Origin of the sequence: Streptomyces sp. NBC_00386 (assembly GCF_036063235.1) — a bacterium.
In the GTDB taxonomy this organism is placed as follows: Bacteria; Actinomycetota; Actinomycetes; order Streptomycetales; family Streptomycetaceae; genus Streptomyces.
In genome coordinates this window covers 7,992,156-8,017,853 of sequence record NZ_CP107950.1, presented here as the reverse complement: position 1 = coordinate 8,017,853, position 25,698 = coordinate 7,992,156, and the positions used below count along the sequence as shown (strand labels likewise).

At 71.3% G+C, this 25,698-nt stretch carries 23 protein-coding genes; 18 read left to right on the top strand and 5 right to left on the bottom strand.

The window, feature by feature from the left end; all coding sequences use genetic code 11:
- Positions 1-108 precede the first annotated feature (108 nt).
- Both OG780_RS35330 and OG780_RS35325 read right to left on the bottom strand, forming a co-directional pair.
- Positions 109-735 carry a TetR/AcrR family transcriptional regulator gene (locus OG780_RS35330; RefSeq protein WP_328455055.1) on the bottom strand — a complete coding sequence of 209 codons (627 nt, stop codon included), beginning with the start codon at positions 733-735 and terminating at the stop codon, positions 109-111.
- A 186-nt stretch (positions 736-921) separates the two neighbouring features.
- A complete protein-coding gene (locus OG780_RS35325) occupies positions 922-2,754 on the bottom strand; it encodes an AMP-dependent synthetase/ligase (RefSeq protein WP_328455054.1) in 1,833 nt (610 codons plus the stop codon).
- Positions 2,755-3,043: 289 nt separating this feature from the next.
- Here OG780_RS35325 and OG780_RS35320 point away from each other — a divergent pair, with 289 nt between their 5' ends.
- The 4 genes from OG780_RS35320 (at position 3,044) to OG780_RS35305 (ending at position 6,714) form a co-directional block, all read left to right on the top strand.
- A complete protein-coding gene (locus OG780_RS35320) occupies positions 3,044-3,766 on the top strand; it encodes a TetR/AcrR family transcriptional regulator (RefSeq protein WP_328455053.1) in 723 nt (240 codons plus the stop codon).
- A gap of 64 nt (positions 3,767-3,830) precedes the next feature.
- Positions 3,831-4,352, top strand: coding sequence for a DUF4334 domain-containing protein (locus OG780_RS35315; RefSeq protein ID WP_328455052.1), 522 nt, complete (start codon positions 3,831-3,833; stop codon positions 4,350-4,352).
- Positions 4,349-5,440, top strand: a complete 1,092-nt coding sequence (locus OG780_RS35310) for an NAD(P)-dependent alcohol dehydrogenase (protein WP_328455051.1) — start codon at positions 4,349-4,351, stop codon at positions 5,438-5,440. The genes OG780_RS35315 and OG780_RS35310 overlap by 4 nt, the downstream gene beginning before the upstream one ends.
- Positions 5,441-5,517: 77 nt before the next feature.
- The gene (locus OG780_RS35305) at positions 5,518-6,714 is read left to right on the top strand and encodes a TetR/AcrR family transcriptional regulator (RefSeq protein ID WP_328455050.1); all 1,197 of its coding nucleotides are present in this window, start codon (positions 5,518-5,520) and stop codon (positions 6,712-6,714) included.
- A 166-nt stretch (positions 6,715-6,880) separates the two neighbouring features.
- Here OG780_RS35305 and OG780_RS35300 read toward each other — a convergent pair whose 3' ends face one another.
- Positions 6,881-8,080: an oxygenase MpaB family protein gene (locus tag OG780_RS35300; RefSeq protein ID WP_328455049.1), complete on the bottom strand. Its 1,200-nt coding sequence runs from the start codon at positions 8,078-8,080 to the stop codon at positions 6,881-6,883.
- A 259-nt stretch (positions 8,081-8,339) separates the two neighbouring features.
- On the opposite strand from OG780_RS35300, the gene OG780_RS35295 reads away from it, so the two are divergent.
- Entirely contained in the window at positions 8,340-10,331 is a 1,992-nt protein-coding gene (locus tag OG780_RS35295; RefSeq protein WP_328455048.1) for an SMI1/KNR4 family protein, read from the top strand.
- 295 nt (positions 10,332-10,626) lie between these two features.
- Here the strand turns inward: OG780_RS35295 and OG780_RS35290 are convergent, their stop codons facing one another.
- Positions 10,627-12,333: a subtype B tannase gene (locus OG780_RS35290; protein ID WP_328455047.1), complete on the bottom strand. Its 1,707-nt coding sequence runs from the start codon at positions 12,331-12,333 to the stop codon at positions 10,627-10,629.
- 390 nt (positions 12,334-12,723) lie between these two features.
- On the opposite strand from OG780_RS35290, the gene OG780_RS35285 reads away from it, so the two are divergent.
- From OG780_RS35285 to OG780_RS44735, 8 genes are all read left to right on the top strand, one after another.
- Positions 12,724-13,806, top strand: coding sequence for a hydrogenase expression protein HypE (locus OG780_RS35285; protein WP_328455046.1), 1,083 nt, complete (start codon positions 12,724-12,726; stop codon positions 13,804-13,806).
- 50 nt (positions 13,807-13,856) lie between these two features.
- Positions 13,857-15,638 carry a nickel-dependent hydrogenase large subunit gene (locus OG780_RS35280; RefSeq protein WP_328455045.1) on the top strand — a complete coding sequence of 594 codons (1,782 nt, stop codon included), beginning with the start codon at positions 13,857-13,859 and terminating at the stop codon, positions 15,636-15,638.
- 73 nt (positions 15,639-15,711) lie between these two features.
- Positions 15,712-16,623, top strand: coding sequence for a NifU family protein (locus tag OG780_RS35275; protein ID WP_328455044.1), 912 nt, complete (start codon positions 15,712-15,714; stop codon positions 16,621-16,623).
- Positions 16,620-17,249: a DUF5947 family protein gene (locus OG780_RS35270; RefSeq protein WP_326789183.1), complete on the top strand. Its 630-nt coding sequence runs from the start codon at positions 16,620-16,622 to the stop codon at positions 17,247-17,249. The genes OG780_RS35275 and OG780_RS35270 overlap by 4 nt, the downstream gene beginning before the upstream one ends.
- Positions 17,246-17,887 (top strand): DUF6084 family protein, encoded by a 642-nt coding sequence (locus OG780_RS35265; RefSeq protein WP_328455043.1) that lies wholly within the window; start codon positions 17,246-17,248, stop codon positions 17,885-17,887. Before OG780_RS35270 ends, OG780_RS35265 begins: the two co-directional genes overlap by 4 nt.
- A gap of 1 nt (position 17,888) precedes the next feature.
- Complete coding sequence (locus tag OG780_RS35260) at positions 17,889-19,328, top strand: hypothetical protein (RefSeq protein WP_328455041.1); 1,440 nt, start codon at positions 17,889-17,891, stop codon at positions 19,326-19,328.
- Positions 19,325-19,885: a hydrogenase maturation protease gene (locus OG780_RS35255; protein ID WP_328455039.1), complete on the top strand. Its 561-nt coding sequence runs from the start codon at positions 19,325-19,327 to the stop codon at positions 19,883-19,885. The genes OG780_RS35260 and OG780_RS35255 overlap by 4 nt, the downstream gene beginning before the upstream one ends.
- 5 nt (positions 19,886-19,890) lie before the next feature.
- Positions 19,891-20,007: a DUF6893 family small protein gene (locus OG780_RS44735; protein WP_442814116.1), complete on the top strand. Its 117-nt coding sequence runs from the start codon at positions 19,891-19,893 to the stop codon at positions 20,005-20,007.
- Here OG780_RS44735 and OG780_RS35250 read toward each other — a convergent pair.
- On the bottom strand, positions 19,983-20,438 hold the full coding sequence (locus OG780_RS35250; protein WP_328455037.1) for a helix-turn-helix transcriptional regulator: 456 nt from the start codon (positions 20,436-20,438) through the stop codon (positions 19,983-19,985). The two genes, OG780_RS44735 and OG780_RS35250, sit on opposite strands and share 25 nt — an antisense overlap.
- 88 nt (positions 20,439-20,526) lie before the next feature.
- Between OG780_RS35250 and OG780_RS35245 the strand changes: the two genes are divergently transcribed.
- The 5 genes from OG780_RS35245 to hypD are packed head-to-tail and all read left to right on the top strand — an operon-like array spanning position 20,527 to position 25,658.
- Positions 20,527-21,006 carry a hydrogenase maturation nickel metallochaperone HypA/HybF gene (locus tag OG780_RS35245; RefSeq protein WP_328455035.1) on the top strand — a complete coding sequence of 160 codons (480 nt, stop codon included), beginning with the start codon at positions 20,527-20,529 and terminating at the stop codon, positions 21,004-21,006.
- Positions 20,990-21,811 carry a hydrogenase nickel incorporation protein HypB gene (gene hypB / locus OG780_RS35240; RefSeq protein WP_328455033.1) on the top strand — a complete coding sequence of 274 codons (822 nt, stop codon included), beginning with the start codon at positions 20,990-20,992 and terminating at the stop codon, positions 21,809-21,811. Before OG780_RS35245 ends, hypB begins: the two co-directional genes overlap by 17 nt.
- On the top strand, positions 21,808-24,168 hold the full coding sequence (hypF, locus tag OG780_RS35235; protein ID WP_328455031.1) for a carbamoyltransferase HypF: 2,361 nt from the start codon (positions 21,808-21,810) through the stop codon (positions 24,166-24,168). The genes hypB and hypF overlap by 4 nt, the downstream gene beginning before the upstream one ends.
- Positions 24,169-24,204: 36 nt before the next feature.
- Positions 24,205-24,543, top strand: coding sequence for a HypC/HybG/HupF family hydrogenase formation chaperone (locus OG780_RS35230; RefSeq protein WP_328455029.1), 339 nt, complete (start codon positions 24,205-24,207; stop codon positions 24,541-24,543).
- Positions 24,540-25,658, top strand: coding sequence for a hydrogenase formation protein HypD (gene hypD / locus OG780_RS35225; protein WP_328455026.1), 1,119 nt, complete (start codon positions 24,540-24,542; stop codon positions 25,656-25,658). The genes OG780_RS35230 and hypD overlap by 4 nt, the downstream gene beginning before the upstream one ends.
- The last annotated feature ends 40 nt before the right edge of the window (positions 25,659-25,698 follow it).

The window sequence follows — 25,698 nt, the reverse complement described above, 5'->3', positions numbered from 1 at the left end:
GCAGGCTCCGCCCGACGCCGGACGCCGGACGCCGGACACGGAAACACCGGGCGCCGGAGTGTCCGAGCGGCTCGTCCGGCCGGCAAGCGGGTCCGGCCCGGGGGCCGGTCAGGCGTCCAGCAGCGGGGCCAGATAGCGGCGGGCGAAGGCCCGCGCCTGGTCCTCGTCCTCCATCTCGATACAGCTGGCGGGGTTGAGCAGGAAGGACACGGCGACCCGGACCATCAGCTCGGCGACCGGACGCGGGTCGTCGTCGGGACGGCCCTCGACCTGTTGCGCGCGGCGCAGATGGACCGTCAGATACTCGACGGTGGCGGAGAGCGAGGAACTGCCCTGCACCGTCAGATAGGGCAGCACCACCTCGGGTTCGAGGCGCAGCATGCCGCCGAAGAGCGGATGGGCGCGGGTGTGGCGCAGGGCGACCACGAAGCCCTCGACGACCCGCTCCTTCATGGTCGGCAGCGCCGCCACCGCCGAGTCCAGCCGCTGGAAGAACCGGCTGAGCTCGCGCAGCAGGGTGTCCTCGACCAGCTTGTCCTTGGTCCGGAAGCGCCGGTAGACGGTGACCCGGGAGACGCCGGCCCGCTTGGCCACGTCGTCCACGGAGGAGCGGCGCAGCCCCAGGAGGGTGAACTGTTCCAGTGCCGCGTCGAGGATCCGGCGCTCCGTACGGTCCTCCGGCTCCGGCTGGGCGAGGGCCCGGGCGAGCCACGAGTCGTTCGTGTCAGCTCTCATGGTGCTCCACACGATACCGGCAGAGGATTCCCCGAGAGTCTCTGATACGCCCTACATATCTTTGTAACTCACCATGGGCGGGAACGCGGCGGCCGCCCACCCCGAGGCGAGGGTGGGCGGCCGGCCCGGTGCGCTGGAAGCAGTGGGCTGTACGGGGGCGGTGGTACGGGGGGAACGTGGCCGGGGTCAGTCCTCGTAGAGCCCGGACAACTCGTCGGCGTACTTGTCCCGGATGACCCGGCGCCGCATCTTCAGTGACGGTGTCAGCTCGCCGGTCGCCGGACCCCACTCCTGCGACAGCAACTCGTAGCGCTTGACCTGCTCGGTGCGGTTGAGGCGGGTGTTGGCGGCGGCCACCGCGCGGTCCACCTCCGCTCGGACGACGGGGTGTTCCGCCAGCCCGGCCGGTCCCCCGTGCGCCTCGACGCCGTTGGCCGCGGCCCAGGCGGGGGCAGCTTCCGCGTCGAGCACCAAAAGGGCTACCAGGTAGGAGCGGTTGTCCCCGTGCACCATCGCCTGGCCGATCAGCGGGTGTTCCTTGAGCGCGTTCTCCACCAGGGCCGGCGAGACGTTCTTGCCGGTGGAGGTGATGATCATCTCCTTCTTCCGGTCGGTGAGCCAGAGATAACCGTCCTCGTCGATCCGGCCGATGTCGCCGGTGGCCAGCCAGCCGTCGGCGTCCAGAGCGGACCGCACCGAGCCGTCCGGCCGGAGGTAGCCGGAGAAGACGGTCGAGCCCCGCACCAGGATCTCGCCGTCCTCGGCGACGCGGATCTCCACGGACTCCACCGGGCGACCTACGGAGCCGAGCCGGAAGCCGGTCTTAGGGCTGTTGGCGGTGGCCACGCCCGTGGTCTCGGTCAGCCCCCAGGCGTCCATGATCACGATGCCGAAACCGGCCCAGAACCGCACCACGTCCAGCGACATCGGCGCCGAGGCGCTGGCCGACCAGGTCACCCGGTCCAGTCCGCCCGCGGCCAGCATGGGCAGCAGCACGTCCTCGCGGGCACGGAGATAACGCTCCTCGAGCCCGGCGGGCGGCGTCTCGCCCCGCTCGCGGTACGCGACGTGCTCGCGGGCGATCTCGAAGGCCCGGTCGATGGCCGCCCGCTGCTCGGCGGGCATCAGCGAGAGGATGGCCCGTACGGCGGCGGACAGTTTCTCCCAGATTCTCGGCACGCCGAAGAACTGCGCGGGGCGCACCTTGCGGACCACCTCGCCGACGCGCGCCGGATCGGCGCAGAGCCGCACGTGCGAGGCGCGGTGGCAGGGCAGATAGATGCCCAGCATCCGCTCGGCGATGTGGGCGAAGGGCAGGTAGCAGATGTGGTCGACGTGCGGGGGCAGCTCCACCACGGCGTCCAGCGCCAGGGCGTTGGACATCACCTGGCGGTGGGTCAGGACGACGCCCTTGGGCTCGCCGGTGGTGCCCGAGGTGTAGACGACGGTCAGCGGGTCCTCGGGGCGGACGGTGTCCAGCTCCTTGGCGAACTGCTCCGGCACCGGTTCGCGGAGCAGGGCCTCGTACGGGAAGTGGCCGTCCTGTGCGTCCGGCTCGACCACCACCAGACGCTCCAGCGGGGTACCGGCGTCGGCCAGCAACGGCTCCCACACCGCCACCTGGGCCGCCCCCTCCACCACGGCGAGGCGGGCCCGGCAGTTGCGGGCGATGTGGGTGATCTGTTCCGGGGCCGCGGTGCCGTAGACACTGACCGGAACCGCGCCGAGGCGGACCAACGCCAGGTCCGACAGCCAGTGTTCGGGCCGGTTGGCCATCATCATCAGCACGTGGTCGCCGCGGCCGACGCCGAGGGCCCGGTAGCCGGCGGCGAGGCTCTGGGTCTGCTCGTGGATCTCCGCCCAGCTCAGCGTCGTCCACGCACCGTCCGGGGCCGCCGACTGCCAGGACAGACCCGGGAGTCGGGGGCGGTCCCCCGCGTTGCGGACCAGCAGCTGCGGCAGGGTCCGGTCGGCCGGGTCGTCGGACAGGTCGCCGGTGGTGCGGGGTGCCGATGTCATCGGGGCCTCCTTGCGGGCCGGAAGGGAAACGTCCGGGTTCCTTGTCTCGGCGCAGGACGAACTCACTGCCACCGATCGGCGACTTACCGATCGCTCGCTAAAGAACGTAGGAGTGCTGAACCGGTCGGTCAACTCCGCGTGCAGCAATAGTTTTTGGGGATCCACACCGGGGAAGGGACATCACGTCGGACGCCGGATGCCGGAGTTTCCTGATCGATCGCTAAGCGTCCGAAGGAACGCATTCCGGCCGTACGATGTCGCCGATCGCCGCCTGTCCCGAGGAGAGTCGTTGAACACCGCGCCGAGCCAGGACACCACGCCCCCGGCGGAGCACTGGCGCTCGTACGGACCGCTCGGACTGCACCCGATCCTGACGCACGCCATGGAAGCCTTCAACGAGCACGGCTACCACGGCACTTCGGTCCGCGACATCGCCGGCCGGGTCGGGGTCACCGTGCCCGCGCTGTACTACCACTACGAGAACAAGCAGGCCCTGCTGGCCACGCTGCTGGAGACGTCCATCAAGGACGTCCTGGACCGCTGCCGGGCCGCTGCCGGGGAGGCCGGGGACGATCCGCTGGAGCGGTTCTGCGGCATGGTCGAGTCGATCGTGCTCTCCATGGCCCACCGTCGGCAACTGGCGTTCCTGGACACGGAGATCCGCAGCCTGGAGCCCACGAACCGGGCGCGCTACGTCGCCCTGCGCGACTATCTCGAGCACATGCTGCTGGACACGGTCGAGGCGGGCCGCGCCCAGGGAGTGTTCACCACGCCGATCCCGGCGGACGCGGTCCGTTCTGTGCTCGTCATGTGCCAGGGGGTCGCCAACTGGTTCCGTGACGACGGCCCGCTCACCGCGGAGGAGGTCGCCGAACGCCACGTGCTGCTGAGCCTCGGCACCGTGGGCCACCCCGGCACGGTCACCGGCGACTCACCGCTGCCGTTCCCCCGGCGCTCTTCCCCTGCCCGGACCTCCGTATCCCGGGGGTCCGCACCGCGCACCTCGGGGTGACACGGCGGGACACCGTCCCGACGTTCCACATCCACGGTGCCCGCACCGACGAGAGGACACCCGCATGGACGTGACCGAGGCCCGCGCCCGGTTCCAGGAACTCCGGAAGCGGGACGGCATGGTCGACCCCGCCGAACTCGACGAGATCTGGACGGCGTTGGCCACCGTCCGCCCCGAGGAGATACTCGGCGCGTGGAAGGGCGGCGAGTTCCGCACCGGGCACCCGCTCAACGGTGCCTTGGAGAAGGCAGGTTGGTACGGCAAGACGTTCGCCTCCGTGCACGACGCCAAACCGCTGATCTGCCGTGACGCCACGGGCGCCCTGTACTCGAACCGCGAGCTCGGCAAGGGTGAGGCCGGCCTGTGGACCGTCGAGTTCCGCGGCGAGGCGACGGCCACGATGATCTACGATGGCCAGCCGGTCCTCGACCACTTCAAGCAGGTGGACGACACCACCCTGATGGGGATCATGAACGTCAGGGGAGTCCCCGCCGAGGGCCCCTTCTTCTACTTCTTCCTCGAGCGCGCCCCCGAGGCGCCGTCCGGGGACCCGCGCGGGGGCCCGGGGGCCGGAGAGGCCTCGTGAGGCGCGTCCGCGCCGCGGTCGCCGAGGCGCCGGGCGCCCCGTTCACCGTCCGGGACGCGGAGATCGAGGAACCGCGGCCGTACGAGGTGCTGGTGAGGATGACCGCGGTCGGCGTCTGTCACACCGACCTGGCGATGCGGGACACCTGGCCCTTGCGGCTCACCCCGATGGTCTTCGGTCACGAAGGCACCGGCCGGGTCGAGGCGGTGGGCGCGGAGGTGACCGGTCTCGCGCCCGGGGACCATGTCTGCCTCACCTTCGCCAGTTGCGGCACCTGCGAGCAGTGCGCGGGGAACCACCCCGCCTACTGCCGCGCGGCGCGTGACCGGAACTTCTCCGGTGGACGCGACGACGGCACCACTCCGCTCTCCCTCGACGGCGCACCCCTCCACGCCGGCTTCTTCGGCCAGTCCAGCTTCGCCACGTACGCCGTGGTCCACGAACGCGGTGTGGTCAAGGTGCCCTCCGGTCTTCCGGCCACGGTCGCCGCGCCGCTGGGCTGCAGCGGACAGACGGGCGCGGGCACCGTGCTCAACCGGCTCCGCCCCGGACCAGGTTCCTCCCTGGTCGTGCTCGGCGCGGGCGGGGTCGGCCTGAGCGCGCTGATGGCCGCGGTGGCCGTGGGCTGCGACCCGGTGGTGGCGGTCGACCCGGTCGCCTCCCGCCGCGCCCTGGCCACCCGACTCGGCGCGAAGGCGGCCCTGTCCCCCGGGGACGGTCTGGTGGCGGCGCTGCGCGACCTCACCGGCGGTGGCGCGCACCACGTCGTCGAGACCACCGGCCGTCCGGAGATGGCCCGCCGGGCCGTCGACGCACTGCGCCCTCGTGGCGAACTCGCCCTCCTCGGCCTCGGCGGCGAGGTGACGTTCGACGTCATGGGCCTGCTCGCCAAGGGCGTCCGCGTGCACGGGGTGATCGAGGGGGACTCCGACCCCGGCCGCCTCATTCCCGAGCTGGCCGGCCTGCACCGACGGGGCCTCTTCCCGCTCGACCGGCTGGTCACCACGTTCCCGTTCGAGGACATCGGCGCGGCCGTGACCGCCATGCGGGACGGCAGCGTCGTCAAGCCGGTCCTCACCTTCACCTGACCGGCCGATCCGGCCCGGGGACGCGGTGCCCGACGAGGGGGACAGGCCTTGTGACGGCGTGTGATTGACTGATCCGCATGGCTCCCGCCTCCCCGTCCGCCCGTTCGGCAGCGACCGCGAGACCGGCCGCGGCGACCCGGCCCCGCAACCGCAAGCAGCTCATCCTCGACGCGGCCGGGCGGGTCTTCAGCGAGCGTGGCTACCACAACGCTTCCATGGAGGAGGTCGCCGCCGGCGTGGGCATCACGGCGGCCGCTCTGTACCGGCACTTCCCCAACAAGTACGCGCTGTTCGCCGCGTGCGCCCACGTCATGGTGGACGGACTGGTCGCCGCGCTCGACGAGGTGCCGGCCGAGGCGTCCTTGACGGAGGTGCTCACTGCCGTCACCCGGATCACCGTCGTTCATCGTGCGTCGGGCGGCGTGTACCGATGGGAGGCCCGGTACCTCGCCCGCGAGGACCGCCGGCGTCTCGCGGTGAAGTTCGGTCGCCTGGTCGAGCGGGTCGAGGAGGCCGTGCAGCGCGAACACCCGCTGTCCGACCGGCGTCTGCGGGCCATGGCGGCCCTCGGCGCGATCGGGTCCATCACGATGCATCACACCTCCATCGCCGGGCGCCGGGCCGAGGACCTGCTGCTGGCGTCCGCGCTGCGCGTGGCCGCGACGGATCCGGCGGCGGGCCCGCCCGGGACTCACCCCGTCGAGCTGCCCGCCCGGCCGGTGCCGCGCACGCGACGCGCGGAGATACTCGCGGCCTCCGTCCCGCTGTTCGCCCGGGACGGATTCGCCAACGTCACGAACGGGCAGATCGCCGAGGCGGTGGGACTGACCCCGTCCGCGCTCTACCGCCACTACCCCGGCAAGATCGACATTCTGGCTGCCGCCTGCCTCCAGGCGGCGGGGCTGCTGGCCCAGGGGGTGGAGCGGAGTCTGCACGAGGTGACCGGCCCGCACGAGGCCGTCGTGGCGCTGGCCTCGACGTATGTGGCCTACAGCTTCGAGTGCACGGAGCTCAACAGCGTCGCCGAGGCGGAGCTGGCCGGCTTGCCGACGGACCTGCGGCGGCCCCTGGTCCTCGCGCAGCGGGAGCACATCGCCGTCTGGGAGCAGCAGTTGCGGCTGGCCCGTCCGGAGCTGGATCCGCGCCAGGCCCGGGTACTGGTGCACGCGGGGTTCGGCGTGGTGGTCGAGGCGGGACGCAGACTGCGGTGGCAGGACAGCCCCGCCCGTCGTGAGGCCGTCACCGCTCTGGTTGTGGGGGCCCTGGGCCTCTGAACGGCCTTCGGGGCCCGACAGCGACCAGGCGCGCCGTCGCTGAGAGCCGGCGTGAAGCGCCGGCGCGAAGAACCGGTGTGCGGCACCCCGTGCGAGTGTTCCCCTGATACCCGCCCCTCGGGGCGTCTGCCGCGGGGCGGGTACCGGGCGGGACCCGATCGACGGCTCAGGCCGCCCTGTTCGCGGTGGGGATCGTGATGGGCGTGGTGCTCCCGGAGGCGCCCTTGCTGAGGAACAGCATCGCCAGGGCGCGTATGAACTGGTCGAACACGTAGAAGCTGCCGGGCACGATGGGCGACAGCCCCTCACGGAACAGGACGTACGCCGGCCACGCGGTGCGGATCAGGGCCGCCGACGCGTAGTCGCGCGCCAGTCCCAGCCAGTCGCCGACCTCGTCACTGAGGACGTACCGCACGAACTCGTTCAGGAACCCGCGCGTGACGCCGAGGTCGACCTGCGCGGTCAGACCGAGGAGGTCCTCGGCCAGGGCGATGCCCTCGGTCGTCGGGGTGAGGATCGGGGTGAGCACCTGCGCCGACTGTTTCTCGGCGGCGGCCCATGTCTGGGGGATGTGCTCGTCCGGCACACCGAGCAGGTGGACGGCGACCTGCCACGAGTGCAGGAACGCCTCCTGGTCCGCGGCCGGGAACGGGATCTTCCAGTCGAGCAGCTTCCGGTGCACGTAGGTGCCCAGACTGTGGAAGGTGACCAGGATGTCGGCGACGCTGATCGGAGTGGTCTCGTCGGTGACCGCCCTCCAGTGCGGCGACTGCGGCAGCAGGTGACGCACCGCCGCGTGCACCACGCGTGTCTTGTTGGCGGTGACGACGAACTGTCCCGTCGGCTGGAAGGCTCCCAGCTGGGAGAGGTCGTAGCCGAACGTGAACGTCTTGGCGGCGCGGTCCTGCATGTTGGCGCCGCCGGCGGACCAGTAGACGCTCCTCGCCTCGCGCGGGATCACGGTGCTCATGATTCCGCTACCGAGGCCGTACAGCATGAACAGGTACGTGTCCCTGCGCCGGTTGAAGTCGGCGGCACGGGCCAGCTTGGCGGGGTCGGCCCAGGAGGGCAGCACGTTGGCCTGCTGAAGGTAGGCCGCGAATTCGGCCGGCACACCGCTGGGCAGCGGGTCGTCGTTGTTCACCCATGACGCCCATGCCGAGTTGATCGCCGGCACGTGCCCGTTGTCGAGCATCGAAGCCATCAGAGGGTCCGCCGCGCTGTCCCAGATCCACTCGGGACCGGTCGCCGCGGCGGCTCCGGTCGCCGAGCCCGTCGACGCCCACGCCTGGGCCGGGCTCATCACGCCCACGAGGCCGAGTGCGACACCGAGCGACAGAGCCTTTCGCCTACTGAGGTTCTCCATTGACTTACCTGCTTCCCTGAAGGGCCAGACAGTTCCAAATGCCTTGACAGCCTTGCCAGTTGCATGATCAATGCGTGATGAACCATGTCACACAGATGTGATTTTCGATTAACATAGCGAGGTGCGATGCGGTCGGCAATGGTGGTGACCGAAGGCTCGCCGCCAATGTCGGCCCGGGGCCCGCCGGTTCTCCGCGGCCGCTCCCCGCCCGGCCGTGAGGGGCGGAACGTTGTCAGTGGCGGGTGGCAGCATCGTGTCCATGAGCGAATCCACGGCATTCGACTGGCGTCCCTTCCTGCTCAAGTGCAGTGAGGAGTGGGCGGATTCCCTCCCCGCCGACGAGTCGCGGGGCGAGGACGACGAGGCCGCCCGGCAGGCACGGTGGCTGGGGTTCCCGCCCGCGTCCGAGGAGCGCGTCGCCGCCATGGAGGAGCGCCTGGGGAGGCGGATGCCCCCTTCGTACCGGGAGTTCCTCAAGGTCAGCGACGGGTGGCGGCACGCGGGTGGATTCGTGTGGCTCCTGGCGGGGACCCAGGACGCGAGCTGGCACAGCGACGCGTCGGGCCTCGCGGACTCGTTCGAGGAGTATCTGGACGAGGACGCCGGGCCCGAGGAGCGGCGAGAGGTGGACATCTGGCGGCGCGGGCTGCAGCTCGACGTGGAGTCCGACGCCACCTACGTCCTCATGGATCCCGAGGACGTGGACGAGAACGGCGAGTGGGCCGTGTACACATGGGCGGGCTGGCGGGCAGAGCCACCCGAGCGGCACGCGAACTTCCTGGAGTTCATGCGGGAGATGCACCGGGAGTTCCACAGCCTGCGGGCACGACGGGGCGAGGGCGAGCCGGCGTTCGTCAACGACACGACGCGCGAGCAGGACTCCCGGGTGGAGGCGGCCCGCCGGGAGGCTCTCCTCGGCGGCTGGCAGCGGGCCGTGGAGATGCTGGACGAGGCCAAGGAGTACGGCAGGCCAGGGGCCGCCGGGCTGGGTGACCAGATACGGCGTCTGCTCGGGAAGACCTACATGGTGTATTTCGAGGGCCTGGTGACGGATCCCCGGTACGCGCCCGATCTGCTGCCGCCGCTGGTCGCCGAACACGCGGCGCACTCGAACCACGACGACTCCACGCTGAAGTTCCACCTGCGGGGCGCCGACGACGACATGGAGTCCCTTGCCTACGCGACGCTGGAGCAGGTACGGAACGGCACCTACCGGTACGCACCGGCCGGGCCGTTCGGGGAGGCCGTCGAGCGGGCGCGGGAGCTGGCGCGCTGGGGAGACGGCGACGAGGCGTGGCGGACGCTGATGAACGCCGTGCCGCTGTGGGAGCCGCTGGGTCCTGACCACCTGGCGCCGCTGGGGTGGGTGGCCGACCCCGTGCTCGGGCCACTGCTGACCCCGGAGCGGGGCCGGGAACTGCTGTCCACGCCGAGGGGCGGGCAGACCGGTGAGGCACCGCGTCCGACACCCGGGCTCGACCCGGGCGGCCTCGCGTGGCTCGCGGAGCCGAACGGGGGCAGTAACCGCACGTCGTACCGGTTCGTCCTGGTGGAAGGGGTGGAGCCACAGGAACTGCCCGGGCGCCTGGCGGACGGGAACGGAGGCGCGGACGGGGACGGGGACGGGAACGGCACCGGGGGCGGGGACGGCACCGGGCTGAACGAACCCTTGACCCTCTGGGAGGCGCGCGGCAGAGCACTGCGGGGCAAGCGGGAGTTCTCCTCCTACGACGACAGGGCCCTCATGGCGGTCGGGCGGGCCGACAGCGGCTGGAGCTTCGCCTTCGACGGAGTTCCGGCCCCGTTCGGCCGGCAGCGGTTCGTCTCCCCCGCCCCGGGCGCCAGTGCGGGCACCCGCGCGGTGGTGGTGTGGAGCGGCCTGAGGACGGGACACGGCGAGCCGTTCTTCCATCTCTCGGTGGCGCGGGACGGTACCGAGGAATACGCGTTCACGTACGCGGACGGAGAGGTCCGACGGAGCGGGGAGATACCGGAAGCGCTCGACCCGGACCGGTTCTTCGGTGCCGTGGAGGACAGCGCCGAGGCGGAACGGCCGCTGCTCGAAGCGGTGGCCGGGGAGTTCGGCGTCCGTCTGCCGCGTCACGCGATCGTGCAAGGGCGGCTGCACACGTTCACCACCCGCTCCTGGACACGGCCGCCGGGAAAGGGAGAGGGGTACATGGTGATCAGCGTGCAACCGCTGACCTCAGGCCCGACGACAGCGAGCGGAGGCAAGCCGACGGCTCGGTGACCGAGTAGGGGCACTCGGGAGCGACGGGCCGGTGACCGGCCGGCGAGCAGCAAGGAGCGGCGGATCCGGGCCGGTCGGATAGCACGCCGGAGCGGCGGACCCGGGACCGGTACGCGAGCGGTCGGGAGCGGCGGGCCTGAGGTCGATCTGCGAGCGGCCGGGCCGCCGGCTCCGGCCGGTGCGGGGCCCCGTCCACCAGGACGGGACCCCGCGCTCGGCGATCGCTCACGCGGTGCGGCCGGCGCCGTGACAGACGATGCCCGGCACCGCCGGGCGAACGTCGCCCGCCGGGGCGCTAGCGTCCGGCGGAGCCGTGGTGAGGAGTGGCGAGCGGGTCGCCGGCCTTCTCGACCACGTCGGCGATCCAGGCCATGGCCTCCGGCACGTCGTAGTTGCCGGCGTGCGGCTGGTTCCAGGCGAGCCGGTAGTCGACGTTCTTGACCTGCTTGTCCGCCTCCAGCGCCCGGTCCAGGTTGACCGAGATGATGAACGCGGTGTCCCGGTCGCGCGTGCCGTTGCGCACGTACCAGTTGGGCGCGGTGTCGGCGCTCGTGCCGACGAAGTCCATCGGGTCGATCAGGTGGATCTGGTCGTCGAGGTCCGTGCTCTTCTCCCTGGTGTACTGGTCCCAGGTCAGCCCGGTGTCGTCGAGGCCGCTGCCGTCACCGGCGACGTCGTTGTGGTTCCAGCTCCACTCGGTGTAGTTCATGTACGTCTGGGTGTACGGGCCGAAGAGGTTGGTCTCCGTCCGGCTGGTGGTGTTCCCGTGCACGCCCACGGCGTCGAAGGCGGGCGTCGTCTTCAACGTGGCCTGGGTGGCCACGAACCTCAGGTACTTCGCCATGTCGACCGACAGCACCTTGTCCGCCGCGTTGTCGACGTCGATCCAGTCGTTCACGTACGACTTCGTGGTGGACCCGCCGGGCCCGCCGGAGGTGATGTCGAAGGTGGCTCCGAGCGCGGGCACGGTGTTGGCCGGGGCGGCCTTCATGTAGGTCTCGGCGGAGCGGACGACCTCCTTCTTGATGGTGTCCAGCATGGCGTCGGCGGTGAGCTTGGATCCGTCCGGGTTGCGGAGCCCGAGGCTCTTCTCGTACGCCGGGAACTGTGCCGCGATCTCGGCGGCGTCCTCGGGCGTGGCGTTCGAGCCGGTCGCGTCGCGGGTGCCGAGGACGTTGTAGAGCCATTCGTAGGCCGCGTCGGCGTTGCCGAGGTCGGTGATCGGGCAGTACGCGTCGACCGCGAACACGTCGTCGCGCAGGGTGCTGCGGCCCTTGGAGTCGACGCCCGCCGCGCCGATCGCGGCGAGGTAGGAGTCGTACTCGGCGCTGTTGCCCGAGGCGCCCAGGATCGAGGACAGCACGCCGCCGCCGCTGGTGCCGTTGACGACGATCCGCTCCGCGCTGCCGGGCATGGTGGCGTCGTTGAGGCGGAGGTAGCGGACCGCGGCCTTGGCGTCGACCACCGCGGCGGGTGCCTTGCCCGGCGAGGAGCCGTCGGCGCCGATCAGCCCGCGGCTGCGGTTGGCGACGTCCACGAAGACGAAGCCGGCCTTCAGCGCCGCGCCGACGTTGCTCGTCGCGCTGTTGTAGGACGAGCCGTCGGTGACGCTCGCTTTGATGTAACTGGCCATCCAGCCCGCGTTGTTCACCGCGAAGTAGACCGGCGCACGCTGGTCGTCGAAGGCGCTCTCGGGCACGAAGACGTTCATGCTCTGGTAGCCGCAGCGGGTGTTGCCGATCGTGGTGGTACCGGACATGCCGGACTGCTGCGCGGCCGCCTCGACCGGGGCTGCGACGTAGCAGAGTTCTTTGTAGGAGCGAACCTTGACCGGTTGGCCGTCGACCGTGACGGTGAGCGTCGTGTAGGCGCCGGCGTCGAAGGCCAGGGCGGCGTCCTCCGGGTCCACGACGTGAGCGTGCGACGCGGAACGTCCCTGGGCCGCGACCGCGGACGAGGGCACCGCGATCGCCGTCAGGGCGAGGGAGCCCGCTATCGCCATGCCCCTCACCCGGCGCCCGCGGCCGGGGACGCGTCCTGCCCGTTCACCCGCCGGACGGGCGGAGGCTGCTCGATCGGAGGATTCCGAGAGCCACTGCATGGGGGTCTCCTCTTGTTGTGTATCGAGTGATCCACTGACACCTCGGGCCCAAGGCGTCACGCACGCTACAAGATTGTTAACAAAATACCCAGCAATTTTGCAAACATTTCGCGCCATCCCGGAGACGCCGACGCACACCCACACAGCCGCCCCCGCACTCACGCCCGCGCCGCGAGGGTGCGCGCCAGCGATAGGGCCCGTTCGCACTTACCGCCGACCCTCCCGGGCGGTAACCATGGGAGAGGCTGTTTGGCCAGCTATGACCTGAATGAGCTGACTCCAGGAGGGCTCATGAACGCCCCGACCGCGACGACGGCGGGCCCGGCCGCGCAGGACGACGCGCAGGAGGACCCGACCGTCCACATTCTCTGGATCAACGCCGGGCTGAGCTGCGACGGGGACTCGGTCTCGCTGACCGCCGCGACCCAGCCGAGCATCGAGGAACTGGCGCTCGGTGCCCTGCCGGGGCTGCCCAAGGTGGCGGTGCACTGGCCCCTGATCGACTTCGAGTGCGGGCCCGTGGAGGGCGCCGACAATTTCGTGGAATGGTTCTTCAAGGCCGACCGGGGCGAGCTGGAGCCCTTCGTGCTGGTCGTCGAGGGGTCCATTCCGAACGAGCGGGTCAAGCCCGAGGGCTACTGGTGCGGCTTCGGCGACGATCCCGAGACGGGTCAGCCGATCACGACCAGTGAGTGGCTGGACCGGCTCACCCCCAAGGCGCTCGCCGTCGTCGCCATCGGGACCTGTGCGACGTACGGCGGTATCCACGCGATGGCGGGCAACCCGACCGGCGCCATGGGAGTGCCGGACTATCTGGGCTGGGAGTGGAAGTCCAAGGCGGGCATTCCGATCGTCTGCATCCCGGGCTGCCCCGTGCACCCGGACAACGCCTCCGAGACCCTGCTCTACCTGCTGTACCAGGCGGCGGGCGCTGCGCCCATGATCCCGCTGGACGAGGAGCTGCGGCCGACCTGGCTGTTCGGCGCCACGGTGCACGAGGGCTGCGACCGCGCCGGCTACTACGAGCAGGGTCAGTTCGCGAGCGAGTACGGATCGCCGGAGTGTCTGGTCAAGCTCGGATGCTGGGGCCCGGTGGTCAAGTGCAACGTGCCCAAGCGTGGCTGGATCAACGGCGTGGGCGGCTGCCCGAACGTCGGCGGGATCTGCATCGCCTGCACGATGCCGGGCTTCCCCGACAAGTTCATGCCGTTCATGGACGAGCCGCCGGGCGGCCACGTGTCCGCGACGGCGAGCGGGATCTACGGATCCGTCATCCGACGACTGCGGAACATCACCGCGAAGACCGTCGACAAGGAACCGAAGTGGCGCGGCAGGAGCGAGGAGCTCACGACCGGCTACAAGGCCCCGTGGTGACCACGGTTACCCGCTGAGCAGGACACTCGACAGGAAGGTGGCGCGGCACCATGGCGACGGCGACGAACAAGCCGGCCGGTGACGGCCTCACGGAGATGTCGTGGGACCCGATCACCCGCATCGTGGGCAGTCTCGGCATCCACACCAAGATCGACTTCAAGGCGAAGCGGGTCGCGGAGTGCTACAGCACCTCGTCCGTCTTCCGCGGTTACAGCGTGTTCATGCGCGGCAAGGACCCGCGCGACGCGCACTTCATCACCAGCAGGATCTGCGGAATCTGCGGCGACAACCACGCCACGTGCTCGGTCTACGCCCAGAACATGGCGTACGGCGTGGCACCCCCGCACCTCGGCGAGTGGATCATCAACCTCGGCGAGGCCGCGGAGTACATGTTCGACCACAACATCTTCCAGGAGAACCTGGTCGGCGTGGACTACTGCGAACGGATGGTCCGCGAGACCAACCCCGGAGTGCTCGAACTCGCCGAGCGCACCGAGGCCCCGCACGCGGCCGACCACGGCTATCGCACGATCGCCGACATCATGCGCTCGCTCAACCCGCTGGAGGGCGAGTTCTACCGTGAGGCGCTCCAGGTGAGCCGCTACACACGGGAGATGTTCTGTCTGATGGAGGGCCGCCACGTGCATCCCTCCACGCTCTACCCGGGCGGTGTCGGCACGGTCGCGACCATCCAGCTCTTCACCGACTACCTGACCCGGCTCACCCGCTACGTGGAGTTCATGAAGCGGGTCGTCCCGCTCCACGACGACCTCTTCGACTTCTTCTACGAGGCACTGCCCGGCTACGAGGAAGTGGGCAGGCGCCGGGTGCTGCTGGGATGCTGGGGCGCGCTGAACGACCCGGAGTACTGCGACTTCCAGTACGCCAACATGGAGAACTGGGGCCGGCGGATGTTCGTCACCCCGGGTGTCATCGTGGACGGCAAGCTGGTCACCAACAGCCTCGTCGACATCAACCTCGGCATCCGCATCCTGCTCGGCAGTTCGTACTACGAGGACTGGTCGGGCATGGAGAAGTTCGTCGAGCAGGACCCGCTCGGGAACCCCATCGACGAACGGCACCCGTGGAACCAGCACACCATCCCGGCCCCGCAGAAGCGGGACTTCGACGACAAGTACAGCTGGGTCATGTCGCCGCGCTGGTTCGACGGCACCGATCATCTGGCCCTGGACACCGGAGGCGGCCCGATCGCCCGGCTGTGGTCCACGGCGCTGTCCGGACTCGTCGACATCGGCTACATCAAGGCCACCGGGCACAGCGTGCAGATCAACCTGCCGCGCACGATGACCAAGCCGGAGATGGCGCTGGAGTGGAAGATCCCGCAGTGGAGCAACGCCCTCGAACGCAACCGGGCCCGGACCTACTTCCAGGCCTACGCCGCCGCGGCCGCCCTCCACTTCGCCGAGCAGGCGATGGAGGAGGTGCGCGCCGGACGCACCCAGACCTGGGAGAAGTTCGACGTGCCGGACGAGTCGATCGGCTGCGGCTTCACCGAGGCGGTCCGGGGTGTGCTCTCCCACCACATGGTGATCAGGGACGGCAAGATCGCCAACTACCACCCGTACCCGCCGACTCCGTGGAACGGCAGCGTGCGCGACTCCTACGGCACACCGGGCCCGTACGAGGACGCGGTGCAGAACACCCCCATCTTCGAGGAGAACCCGCCCGAGAACTTCAAGGGCATCGACATCATGCGGGCCGTCCGCAGCTTCGACCCGTGTCTGCCGTGCGGCGTGCACATGTACGTCGGCGGCGGGAAGACCGTCGAGCAGACGCACATGCCGACGGGACTGAGCGGACTGGCTGTCTGACCTTCCCGGCATCCGACGTTCATCGCGACCGACCTTCCTCGCGATCGACCTTCCTCAGGAGAGGGGCCTGCCGATGGCCGGACAGGAGACGGGTGAGCGGATAGGCGCACTGCTCGACGAGCTGGCGCGGCAGGCGGGACCGGAGGCGCGCGGCGTCGCGGACGAACTGGTGCGCTGCCTCATGGAGTTCTACGGCGAGGGCCTGACCCGGACCGTACGCCTGCTGCGCTCCGCCCCGAAGGGCGCGGATCCCCTCGCCGTCCTCACCGCCGACGAACTGGTCAGCGATCTGCTGATCCTGCACGATCTGCACCCCGAGGACACCGCGACCCGGGTGGGCCGGGCCCTGGACAAGGTCCGCCCCTACCTCGGCTCGCACGCGGGCGACGTCGAGGTGGCCGGGCTCGACATGGAGGCCGCCGACGGCCCGACGCTGCACCTCAGGCTGCGCGGCAGCTGCGACGGCTGTCCGTCCTCCACCCAGACCGTGCGCTGGACCATCGAGGAGGCGGTCGCCCGGATCGCCCCCGAGGTCGCGCACATCGAGGTCGAGGGCATGGCCGCCGAGAGCCCGCAACCCGCACTGCTCCAGATCCTGCCGCACCGCCCGGACGACGCTCCGGGCGAGGCGGTGCCGTCCGGAGAACCGGGCGAGGCGGCGCGCTGGTACGAACTCGGCCCGCGCTCGCTGCCGGTGGGCGACGGCGAAACCGGGGTCACCGAGGTCGCGGGCCGCGCCCTGCTCCTGGTCCGTCTGCCGGGCCAGCTGTACGCCTACCGCGACCGCTGCCCCCAGTGCGCCGCGGGCCTCGCGCCCGCGGTCCTGGACGGCGAACTCCTGTGCTGCGCGGGCTGCGGCGCCGCGTTCGACGTCCGCCGGGCCGGCCGGGGCGACCGGGGCCACCTGGATCCCGTACCGCTGCTGGAGGAGAACGGGTCGGTGCGGGTGGCACTGCCCGGCGAGCTGCTGGGGGCGGGGCCATGACCGCCGACGTCCTCAGGCAGTTCACCCGCAGACCGCCGCCCGAGGGCGAGCGCTGCGACCTGTGCGGGGAGCCGCTGCCCGCCGAGCACCGGCATCTCGTCGACACCTCCCGGCGATCCCTCAAGTGCTCCTGCCCGCCCTGCCATCTGCTCTTCACCCGGCCGGGCGCGGGACAGGGCCGCTTCCGGGCGGTCCCGGACCGGTATCTCGCCGATCCCGGGTTCGTCCTGGACGAGGCCGACTGGAACCGGCTCCAGATCCCCGTCGCGCTCGCCTTCTTCTTCCGCAACTCCGAGCTCGGGCGGCTCGCGGCCTTCTATCCGAGCCCGGCGGGCGCCACCGAGAGCGAACTCGATCCGCAGACCTGGGACTCGGTGCTCGGCCGCAGCCGGCTGGCGGAGCTGCTGGAACCCGACGTGGAGGCGCTGCTGCTGCACCGCGGCCGGGACGGCTCGGTGACCTGCACGCTCGTCCCGGTCGACGTCTGCTACGAACTGGTCGGCCGGATGCGGCTGCACTGGAAGGGCTTCGACGGCGGTGCCGAGGCACGCGCGGACATCGCGGAGTTCCTGGAACGGATCACGGCGGCCGCCCGGCCGCCGGCGAACTCCGGGGGCGCCCCGTGACCGATCTCCGGTTCACCTGCACCGGCGTGCGCCCCGAACCGTACGGAGCCGGGCCCACGCTGCTGTTCGGGCTGCGTATCGAGGAGGCGGACCACCGGCCGGTGCACGCCGTCGCGCTGCGCTGCCAGATCCGTATCGAGCCCGCCGGACGTTCGTACGAGCCGGAGGAGGTCGGCATGCTGGGCGACCTGTTCGGTGAGCCGAGCCGCTGGAACAGCACGCTCAAGCCGCTGCAGTTCGCCCACACCTCCATCACGGTCCCGGGGTTCACCGGTTCGACGGAGGTCGATCTCCCGGTGCCCTGCACCTACGACACCGAGGTCGCGTCCGCCTCGTACTTCCGGGCCCTGTCCCGCGGCGAGGTCCCGCTGCTCCTGCTCTTCTCCGGCACGGTGTTCACCGGCCACGACGGCTTCCGGGCCGAGCCCGTGCCCTGGCACAAGGAGACGTCGTACCGGATGCCGGTGGACGTGTGGCGGAACATGATCGAGGAGTACTTCCCCAACTCGGGCTGGCTGCGCGTCCGGCTGGACGTCCTGGACGAGCTGCGCCGCTACCGGTCCGCGCACGCCTTGCCGTCCTGGGAGCGGGTCTTCGACGAACTCCTCGCCACCACCGACGCGAAGGGGGCCGACTGAGATGAGCAATCCCCTGGAGGACCGCTTCGAGCAGGCCCGCACGGTGGCGGACGCCGTCCTGTTCGAGGGATACGTCCTCTACCCCTACCGCGCCTCCGCCGCGAAGAACCAGCTCCGCTGGCAGTTCGGCGTCCTGGTGCCGCCCGCCTGGACCGCCACGACGGGGGAACACTCCGTCCAGCGCACCGAGTGTCTGCTGGAGCCCCGCAAGGGCGACCGTCTCCACGCCGAACTGCGCTTCCTGCACGTCCGGCGGCGCACGGTCGAACGGCTCGACGCCGACGGCGGATACACGGAGGTTCCGGAACTCGACCTTCCCGACCGGGTGTTGGTGCCCTGGGACGAAGGACACGAGGAACGCGTCCTGATCCATGAGTCGCTCGAAGAACTGACGGGCGATCAGGCATCGGTACACGCCGTACGGTTCGACCTCCCCGACGCCGTCGAGTACGAGCCGGTGACCGACACCGAGGGCCGGACGCTGGGCCGACTCGTGCGGCGCAGACTGCGGCTGACCGGCGAACTGCGCCCGCGCGTCGAGGAGTTGCCGGGGCCCTACCGGGTGCTGCGGCTCACGGTGAGCGTGCACAACACCACCGTCGTCCCGGAGGACGCCGACGCCGACCGCGAGACCGCACTCGCCCACAGCCTGATCGGAACCCATCTGCTGTTCGGCGTCCCCGGGGGACGGTTCCTGTCGCTGACGGACCCGCCGGAGTGGGCCCGCCCGGCCGCCGCGAGCTGCCGGAACGACCGCACCTGGCCCGTGCTCGCGGGCCCGCCCGGCACGGACGACGTCATGCTGTCCTCGCCGATCATCCTGGAGGACCATCCCGCCGTCGCCGAGGAGAGCCCGGGGCCCCTCTACGACGCCACCGAGATCGACGAGATCCTCTCGCTGCGCACGGCCGCGCTCACCGACCGGGAGAAGCGTGAGGCCCGCGGCACGGACGCCCGGGCCGCCGGGGTCATCGACCTGGTCGAGGACATGCCGGAGGCGGTCCGCGAGCGGCTGCACGGGGCGATCCGGGGGCTGCGCGAGATCACCGGCGAGGACGGCGCCGACGAGCCGCTACCCGCCGCCCCCGACATCGGCCTGAGTCTGCCCCAGGGCCCGGGGCATCCCTGGTGGGACCCGGCGCAGGACGCCGGGGCCGCCGAGGTGCCCGCCGCCGTCGTCATCGACGGCGAGACGGTACGGGCCGGCAGCAGGGTCAGGCTCACCCCCGGCGCCCGGCGCTCCGACGCCCAGGACTCCTTCCTCCACGGCCGGCGCGCCACGGTCGAGGCCGTGGTCGGTGACCTCGACGGGGAGACGCATCTCGCCGTCGTCGTGGACGACGATCCCGGCACCGACGTGCGCCGGGCCCAGGGCCGCTTCCTCTACTTCAAGCCCGACGAAGTGGCACCGCTGAACGAGCCGGAGGAGAAGGCGACATGACCGGACCCGTCCGCACCGGCGCGTCCCGGCCGGCCGAAGAGCGCGGGACCGGCCGGATTCTCGTCGCCGGGGTCGGCAACGTGTTCCTCCAGGACGACGGGTTCGGGGTGGAGACCGTACGACGGCTCGCCGCCCGCACGCCCGAACTGCCGCCCGGCGTCGAGCTGATGGACGCCGGCATCCGCGGGGTGCACCTCGCCTACCGGCTGCTGGAGGGCTACCGGACGCTGGTGCTGGTGGACCTCGTCAGCCGCGAAGGTCCGCCGGGCACGCTCTACACGATCGACGTCGGTCCCGGACCCCCCACGGCACGGTCCGCACCGGGCCCGCTGGACACGCACGCCATGGACCCGGCCAGTGTGCTGGCCCTGCTGCACGATCTGCACGCCGGCGCGGGCGGCACCCTCCCGGAGGAGGTGTACGTCATCGGCTGCGAACCCCGCGACACGGGCGAGGGCATGGGCCTGACTCCCCCGGTGGCCGGTGCCGTGGACGCCGCCGCCGACCTGGTGCTCGACCTGGTACGCCGCGCTCCCTCCGTGGCCCGGAGGAGCTGACACCGATGGAGGCAAGGATGGAATGGCAATGGGTTGGCCTGGCCGCGGGCCTCGCACTGGCCTACGGGGTCGCGAGGAACCTGTCGGACATCCGCCGCTACTTGCGCATGCGGCGCATGTGATCCGGTGGACGCTCGTGATCCGGTGGACGCTCGTGATCCGGTGGACGCCCGCCGGCGCGCGGACTCCCGCCGTCGCGCCCCGCGCGGCCACCGACGTCCTCGAGCTGCACGTACCGCTCCAGGAAGAGATGCAGGGCGCCGTGGAGTTCACCCAGACGCACGAACCACAGGGCGAGGTTCATGGCGCCCTGCTGGGTGATCGCGTAGACACGGCGCGCGGGGCCGCTCTCCGAGGCACGCCAGTGCGAGGTGACCTCACCGCTGCTCTCCATGCCCCGCAGCAGCCGGTACACATGCGCCTGATCGGCGTCGCCGCAGCCGAAAGCGCCCAGGCGCTGCACCAGTTCATAGCCATGACCTTGGCGTTCGGCCAGCAACAGGAGCAGCACCGGGGTGAGCAGAGCGCGTCGCTCGACCTCTTGCCCGGTCATCGTGCTCTCAGGGTAACCAGCCATGCGCGGGCCTCACATCCGGGCGCGACGGCACCGGGCGACGGGTCGGCGGCGGGAGGTGAGGACCGTGCATGAGCTGTCGATCGCCGTGGCGGTCGTCGAACAGGTCGAGGAGGCCGTGCGGGAACAGGGCCGCGCGGTCGCGTCGCTGACCCTTCGGATCGGCGAGCTGGCGGGGGTGGTGCCCGAGGCGCTGGACTTCTCGTTCGGGCTCGCCACGGAGGGCACCGCGCTGGCGGGGTCACGCCTGCTGATCGAGACTGTCGAGGCACGGGGCCGCTGCGAGGGCTGCGGCCGCGAGGCGCCGACCGGGATGCCTCCGGTGCTGTGGTGCGCCGGGTGCGGGACACCGCTGACCCTGCTCAGCGGCCGGGAGCTGGAGATCGTCCGGCTGACGCTGGCCGACGAACCCCTGGACGCGCGGAAACCCGTGGACGGGAAGGGTGACGGGCCCCCGGGCGGGAAGGGCGCGGACGACGGGCCGCGGCCCGCTCCGTCCGAGCTGCCGGTACGCGACGAGGAGGCGAGCCATGTGCCGCACCGTTGACCTGCATCAGGCCGTGCTCGCCAAGAACGACGAGAACGCGCTGGCGCTGAGGAGCTATCTGGGTGACCGCGGCACGGTGGCGGTGAACCTGCTGTCCAGTCCGGGCAGCGGCAAGACGGCCCTGCTCGAACAACTGCTCGCACGCGCCGTGGCGGGCGGCACCCCGGCCGCCGCCGTCACCGCCGACCTGGCGACCGAGAACGACGCGACCCGGCTGGCCCGCTCCGGCGCGCCCGTGCGGCAGATCCTCACCGACGGCCTGTGCCATCTGGAGGCCGGCATGCTCCAGCGGCGGCTGGAGGGCTGGCTGCCCGAGGGCACCCGGCTGCTGTTCGTCGAGAACGTCGGCAACCTCGTCTGTCCGGCCTCCTACGACCTCGGGGAGACCCTGCGCATCGCGCTCGCCTCGGTGACCGAGGGCGAGGACAAGCCGGTCAAGTACCCGACCGCCTTCGGGCTCGCGCACCTGGTCGTGGTCACCAAGACCGACATCGCGGACGCCGTCGGCTTCGACCGGGAGGCGTTCCTGGAGGGTGTCCGGCAGGTCAACCCCGGGGTGCCGGTCCTGGAGACCTCGGCCCGCACCGGCCAGGGGGTCGACGCCCTGCTCGCGCACGTCCTGCGCTGCGCGGCCGGCGAGGAGGCGCACGTACCGGTCCTGGCCCGGCAGCACGAGCGCTACCTGCACAGCCACGGGAACGGCCACGAACACCCGCGTGCCGACGTCCACCCGCACCCCGGCGCGCGACAGGCCGGGGCCGGGCCGGGCGGGGAGCAGGAGCGGGCACGGAGGCAGGAGCGGTGAAGCGGGCCCCGGGGCGCGAGCGCCGGCACATCGCCGTCACGGGCGTCGTCCAGGGAGTGGGGTTCCGGCCCTTCGTCTACACCCTCGCCCAGGAACTCGGGCTGACCGGCTGGGTCACCAACAACGCGCGGGGCGTCGAGGCCGAGGTGGAGGGTCCGGCCGCCGACGTGGCCGAGTTCTGCGCGCGGATCGGGACCCGTCCGCCGCCGCTCGCGGTCGTCGAGTCGGTCGAGCACCGGGCCGTGCCCCTGGAGAACGACGGCTCGGTGTTCACCATCCGCCCCTCCTCCGGCGGGCCGGGCCGCACCCTGGTCTCCCCGGACACCGCGACCTGCGACGACTGTCTGCGCGAGCTCGCGGACCCCGCCGACCGGCGGTACCGGCACCCGTTCATCACCTGCACGCACTGCGGTCCGCGGTTCACGATCGTGACCTCGCTGCCGTACGACCGGGACAGCACCACCATGGCGGGCTTCCCGATGTGCGCGGACTGCGCCCGTGAGTACGCGGACCCGGCCGACCGGCGCTTCCACGCCCAGCCGATCGCCTGTCCGGCCTGCGGTCCCCGGCTCACGCTGCGCACGGGGGCGGACGATCCGGGCGAGCTGCGCGACGGTGAGGCGCTCGCGGAGGCCCGCCGCCTGCTGGCCGACGGCGCCGTGGTCGCGGTCAAGGGGATCGGCGGCTACCACCTGGCGTGCGACGCGGGCGATCCGGCGGCCGTGCGCACCCTGCGCAAGCGCAAGAACCGCGGCGGCAAGCCCTTCGCGGTACTGGCGGATTCGCTGGAGACCGTCGAACGGCTGGCCCATGCCGGTCCGGCGGAGCGGGATCTGCTGCTCGGACCGCGCAAGCCGGTGGTCCTGCTGCGGCGGCGGGCGGGGGCGGGCGAGGAGATCGCGGCGGGGGTCGCACCGGGCAGCCCCGACCTCGGCTTCATGCTCCCGTACACGCCGGTGCACCGGCTGCTGCTCGGTCTGCCCGGTGATCCGCCGGGTCCCGCCGTCCTCGTGATGACCAGCGGGAACCGCTCGGGCGAGCCCATCGTCACCGACGACGCCGAGGCGCTGACCCGGCTGGCGGGGCTCGCCGACGCCTGGCTCGCCCACGACCGGCCCGTTCATGTGCCCTGTGACGACTCGGTGGTCCGGGTGTGCGCGGGAGCCGAGCTGCCGGTGCGCCGGTCGCGCGGCTACGCCCCCTTCCCGATCGCGCTGCCGGTTCCGGTGGTCCCGGCGCTGGCCGTGGGCGGCGACCTGAAGAACACCTTCTGCGCCGGGGACGGCCGCTACGCCTGGCTGTCCGCGCACGTCGGGGACATGGACGACCTGGCCACCCTGAACGCCTTCGAGCGGGCCACCGGCCATCTGACGGACCTCACCGCCGTCGCACCGCGCCTGTTGGTCGCCGACCGGCATCCCGGCTACCGCGCCACCCTGTGGGCACGGCGCGCCGCCGAGGAGCGCGGACTGACGCTGCGCCAGGTGCAGCACCACCACGCCCATGTCGCCTCGGCGATGGCCGAGCACGGTCTGGACGGCTCGGAGCCGGTGATCGGAGTCGCCTTCGACGGAACCGGCTACGGCGACGACGGTGCCGTGTGGGGCGGTGAGGTGCTGCTCGCCGACTACGACGGATACCGGCGGTTCGCCCATCTGGGCTATGTCCCGCTGCCGGGGGGTGACGCGGCCGTACGCAACCCCTACCGGATGGCGCTGTCGCATCTGCGGGCCGCGGGACTGCCCTGGCGGGACGAGCTGCCGTGCGCGGCGGCGGCCACCCCGGAGGAACGGCGGCTGCTGGAACGGCAGCTGGAACGGGGGTTCAACTGCGTTCCCACGTCCAGCATGGGACGCCTCTTCGACGCGGTGTCCTCGCTCGCGGGCGTCTGCCACCGGGTGGAGTACGAGGCGCAGGCGGCCATGGAGCTGGAGAACGCGGCACTGGCGGATCTGGCGGGGCCGCTCGCCGACGACGAGCGGAACGACGCGTACCGGTTCATGCTGAGAGCGGTCCGTCAGGACCCCGGGGCGCCGCTGATCGCCGACCCGGCACCGGTCCTGGCCGCCGCCGTGGCGGACGTCGGGGCCGGCGTCACGGCCGGGCCGGTGGCCCGTCGATTCCATCGGGCCGTGACCGGCCTGGTCCTGGAGGTGTGCACGGTGGCACGAGAGAGGACCGGCATCGGCACGGTCGCCCTCAGCGGCGGGGTGTTCTGCAACGCCCTGCTCACCGAGGGCTGCGGCGCCGTCCTGGAACGGGACGGCTTCACCGTACTGAGGCACCACAGAGTTCCCCCCAATGACGGCGGTCTGGCCCTCGGGCAGCTGATCGTCGCCGCCCGTGCACAGGACTAGCGCGACAGGAACGCTGGAGCGAGTCAGGAGCGAGTCATGTGTCTGGCCGTACCCGGCCGAGTGCTGGAGATCGAGGAACGCGACGCCACGCGGATGGCCAAGGTGGACTTCGGCGGTGTCGTCAAGGACGTGTGTCTGGAGTACGTGCCGGACATGAAGGTCGGTGACTACGCCATCGTCCATGTGGGATTCGCGTTGCAGCGGCTGGACGAGGAATCGGCGAAGCAGACCCTGGAACTCTTCGAGAACCTCGGGGTGCTGGAGGAGGAGTTCGGCGACGCCTGGGGCAAGGCCGCCCGGGACGCCGGCGCCGAACGCCCCGCCGGAACCGGACTTCCGCCCCTGGAGGGCGCCGAGAAGGAGGCGCGGTCATGAAGTACCTGGACGAGTTCAGCGACCCGGTCCTCGCCAAACGACTCTTCGACGACATCAGGGCGGTCACCACCCGGCCCTGGTCCCTCATGGAGGTCTGCGGCGGCCAGACGCACTCGATCATCCGCCACGGCATCGACCAGCTCCTCCCCGAGGAGATCGAGTTGATCCACGGGCCGGGCTGCCCGGTCTGTGTGACCCCGCTGGAGATCATCGACAAGGCGCTGGAGATCGCCTCCCGCCCGGACGTGATCTTCTGCTCCTTCGGCGACATGCTGCGCGTGCCCGGCAGCGGACGCGACCTGTTCAAGGTCAAGAGCGAGGGCGCGGACGTACGCGTCGTGTACTCGCCGCTGGACGCGCTGAAGATCGCGCAGGAGAACCCCGACCGGCAGGTGGTGTTCTTCGGCATCGGCTTCGAGACCACGGCGCCGCCCAACGCGATGACCGTCTATCAGGCCAAGAAGCTGGGCATCCCCAACTTCAGCCTGCTGGTCTCGCACGTCAAGGTGCCCCCGGCCATCGACGCGATCATGAACTCGCCCGACTGCCGGGTGCAGGCGTTCCTCGCCGCCGGGCACGTCTGCACGGTGATGGGCATGGCCGAGTATCCCGAACTCGCCGAACGGCACCGGGTGCCGATCGTGGTGACGGGCTTCGAACCGCTGGACATCCTGGAGGGCATCCGCCGCGCGGTACGCCAGCTGGAGGCCGGACAGCACACCGTGGAGAACGCCTACCCGCGCGCGGTGCAGCCCGAGGGGAGCCCCGCGGCCCGCGCCATGCTCTCCGACGTCTTCGAGGTGACCGACCGGGCCTGGCGCGGGATCGGCGTGATCCCGCGGAGCGGCTGGCGGCTGTCGCCCAAGTACCGCGAGTTCGATGCCGAGCACCGCTTCTCGGTGACCGGCATCGAGACCCAGGAGTCGACGGTCTGCCGCAGCGGCGAGGTGCTCCAGGGCCTCATCAAGCCGCACGAGTGCGCCGCGTTCGGCAAGGAGTGCACCCCGCGCAATCCGCTGGGCGCGACGATGGTCTCCAGCGAGGGCGCGTGCGCCGCCTACTACCTCTACCGGCGTCTCGGGACCCCGGACAAGGAGGCGAGCTCCGTTGGCTGACTCCGCATACGCTCCCGTCGACTTCTCCTCGTGGACCTGC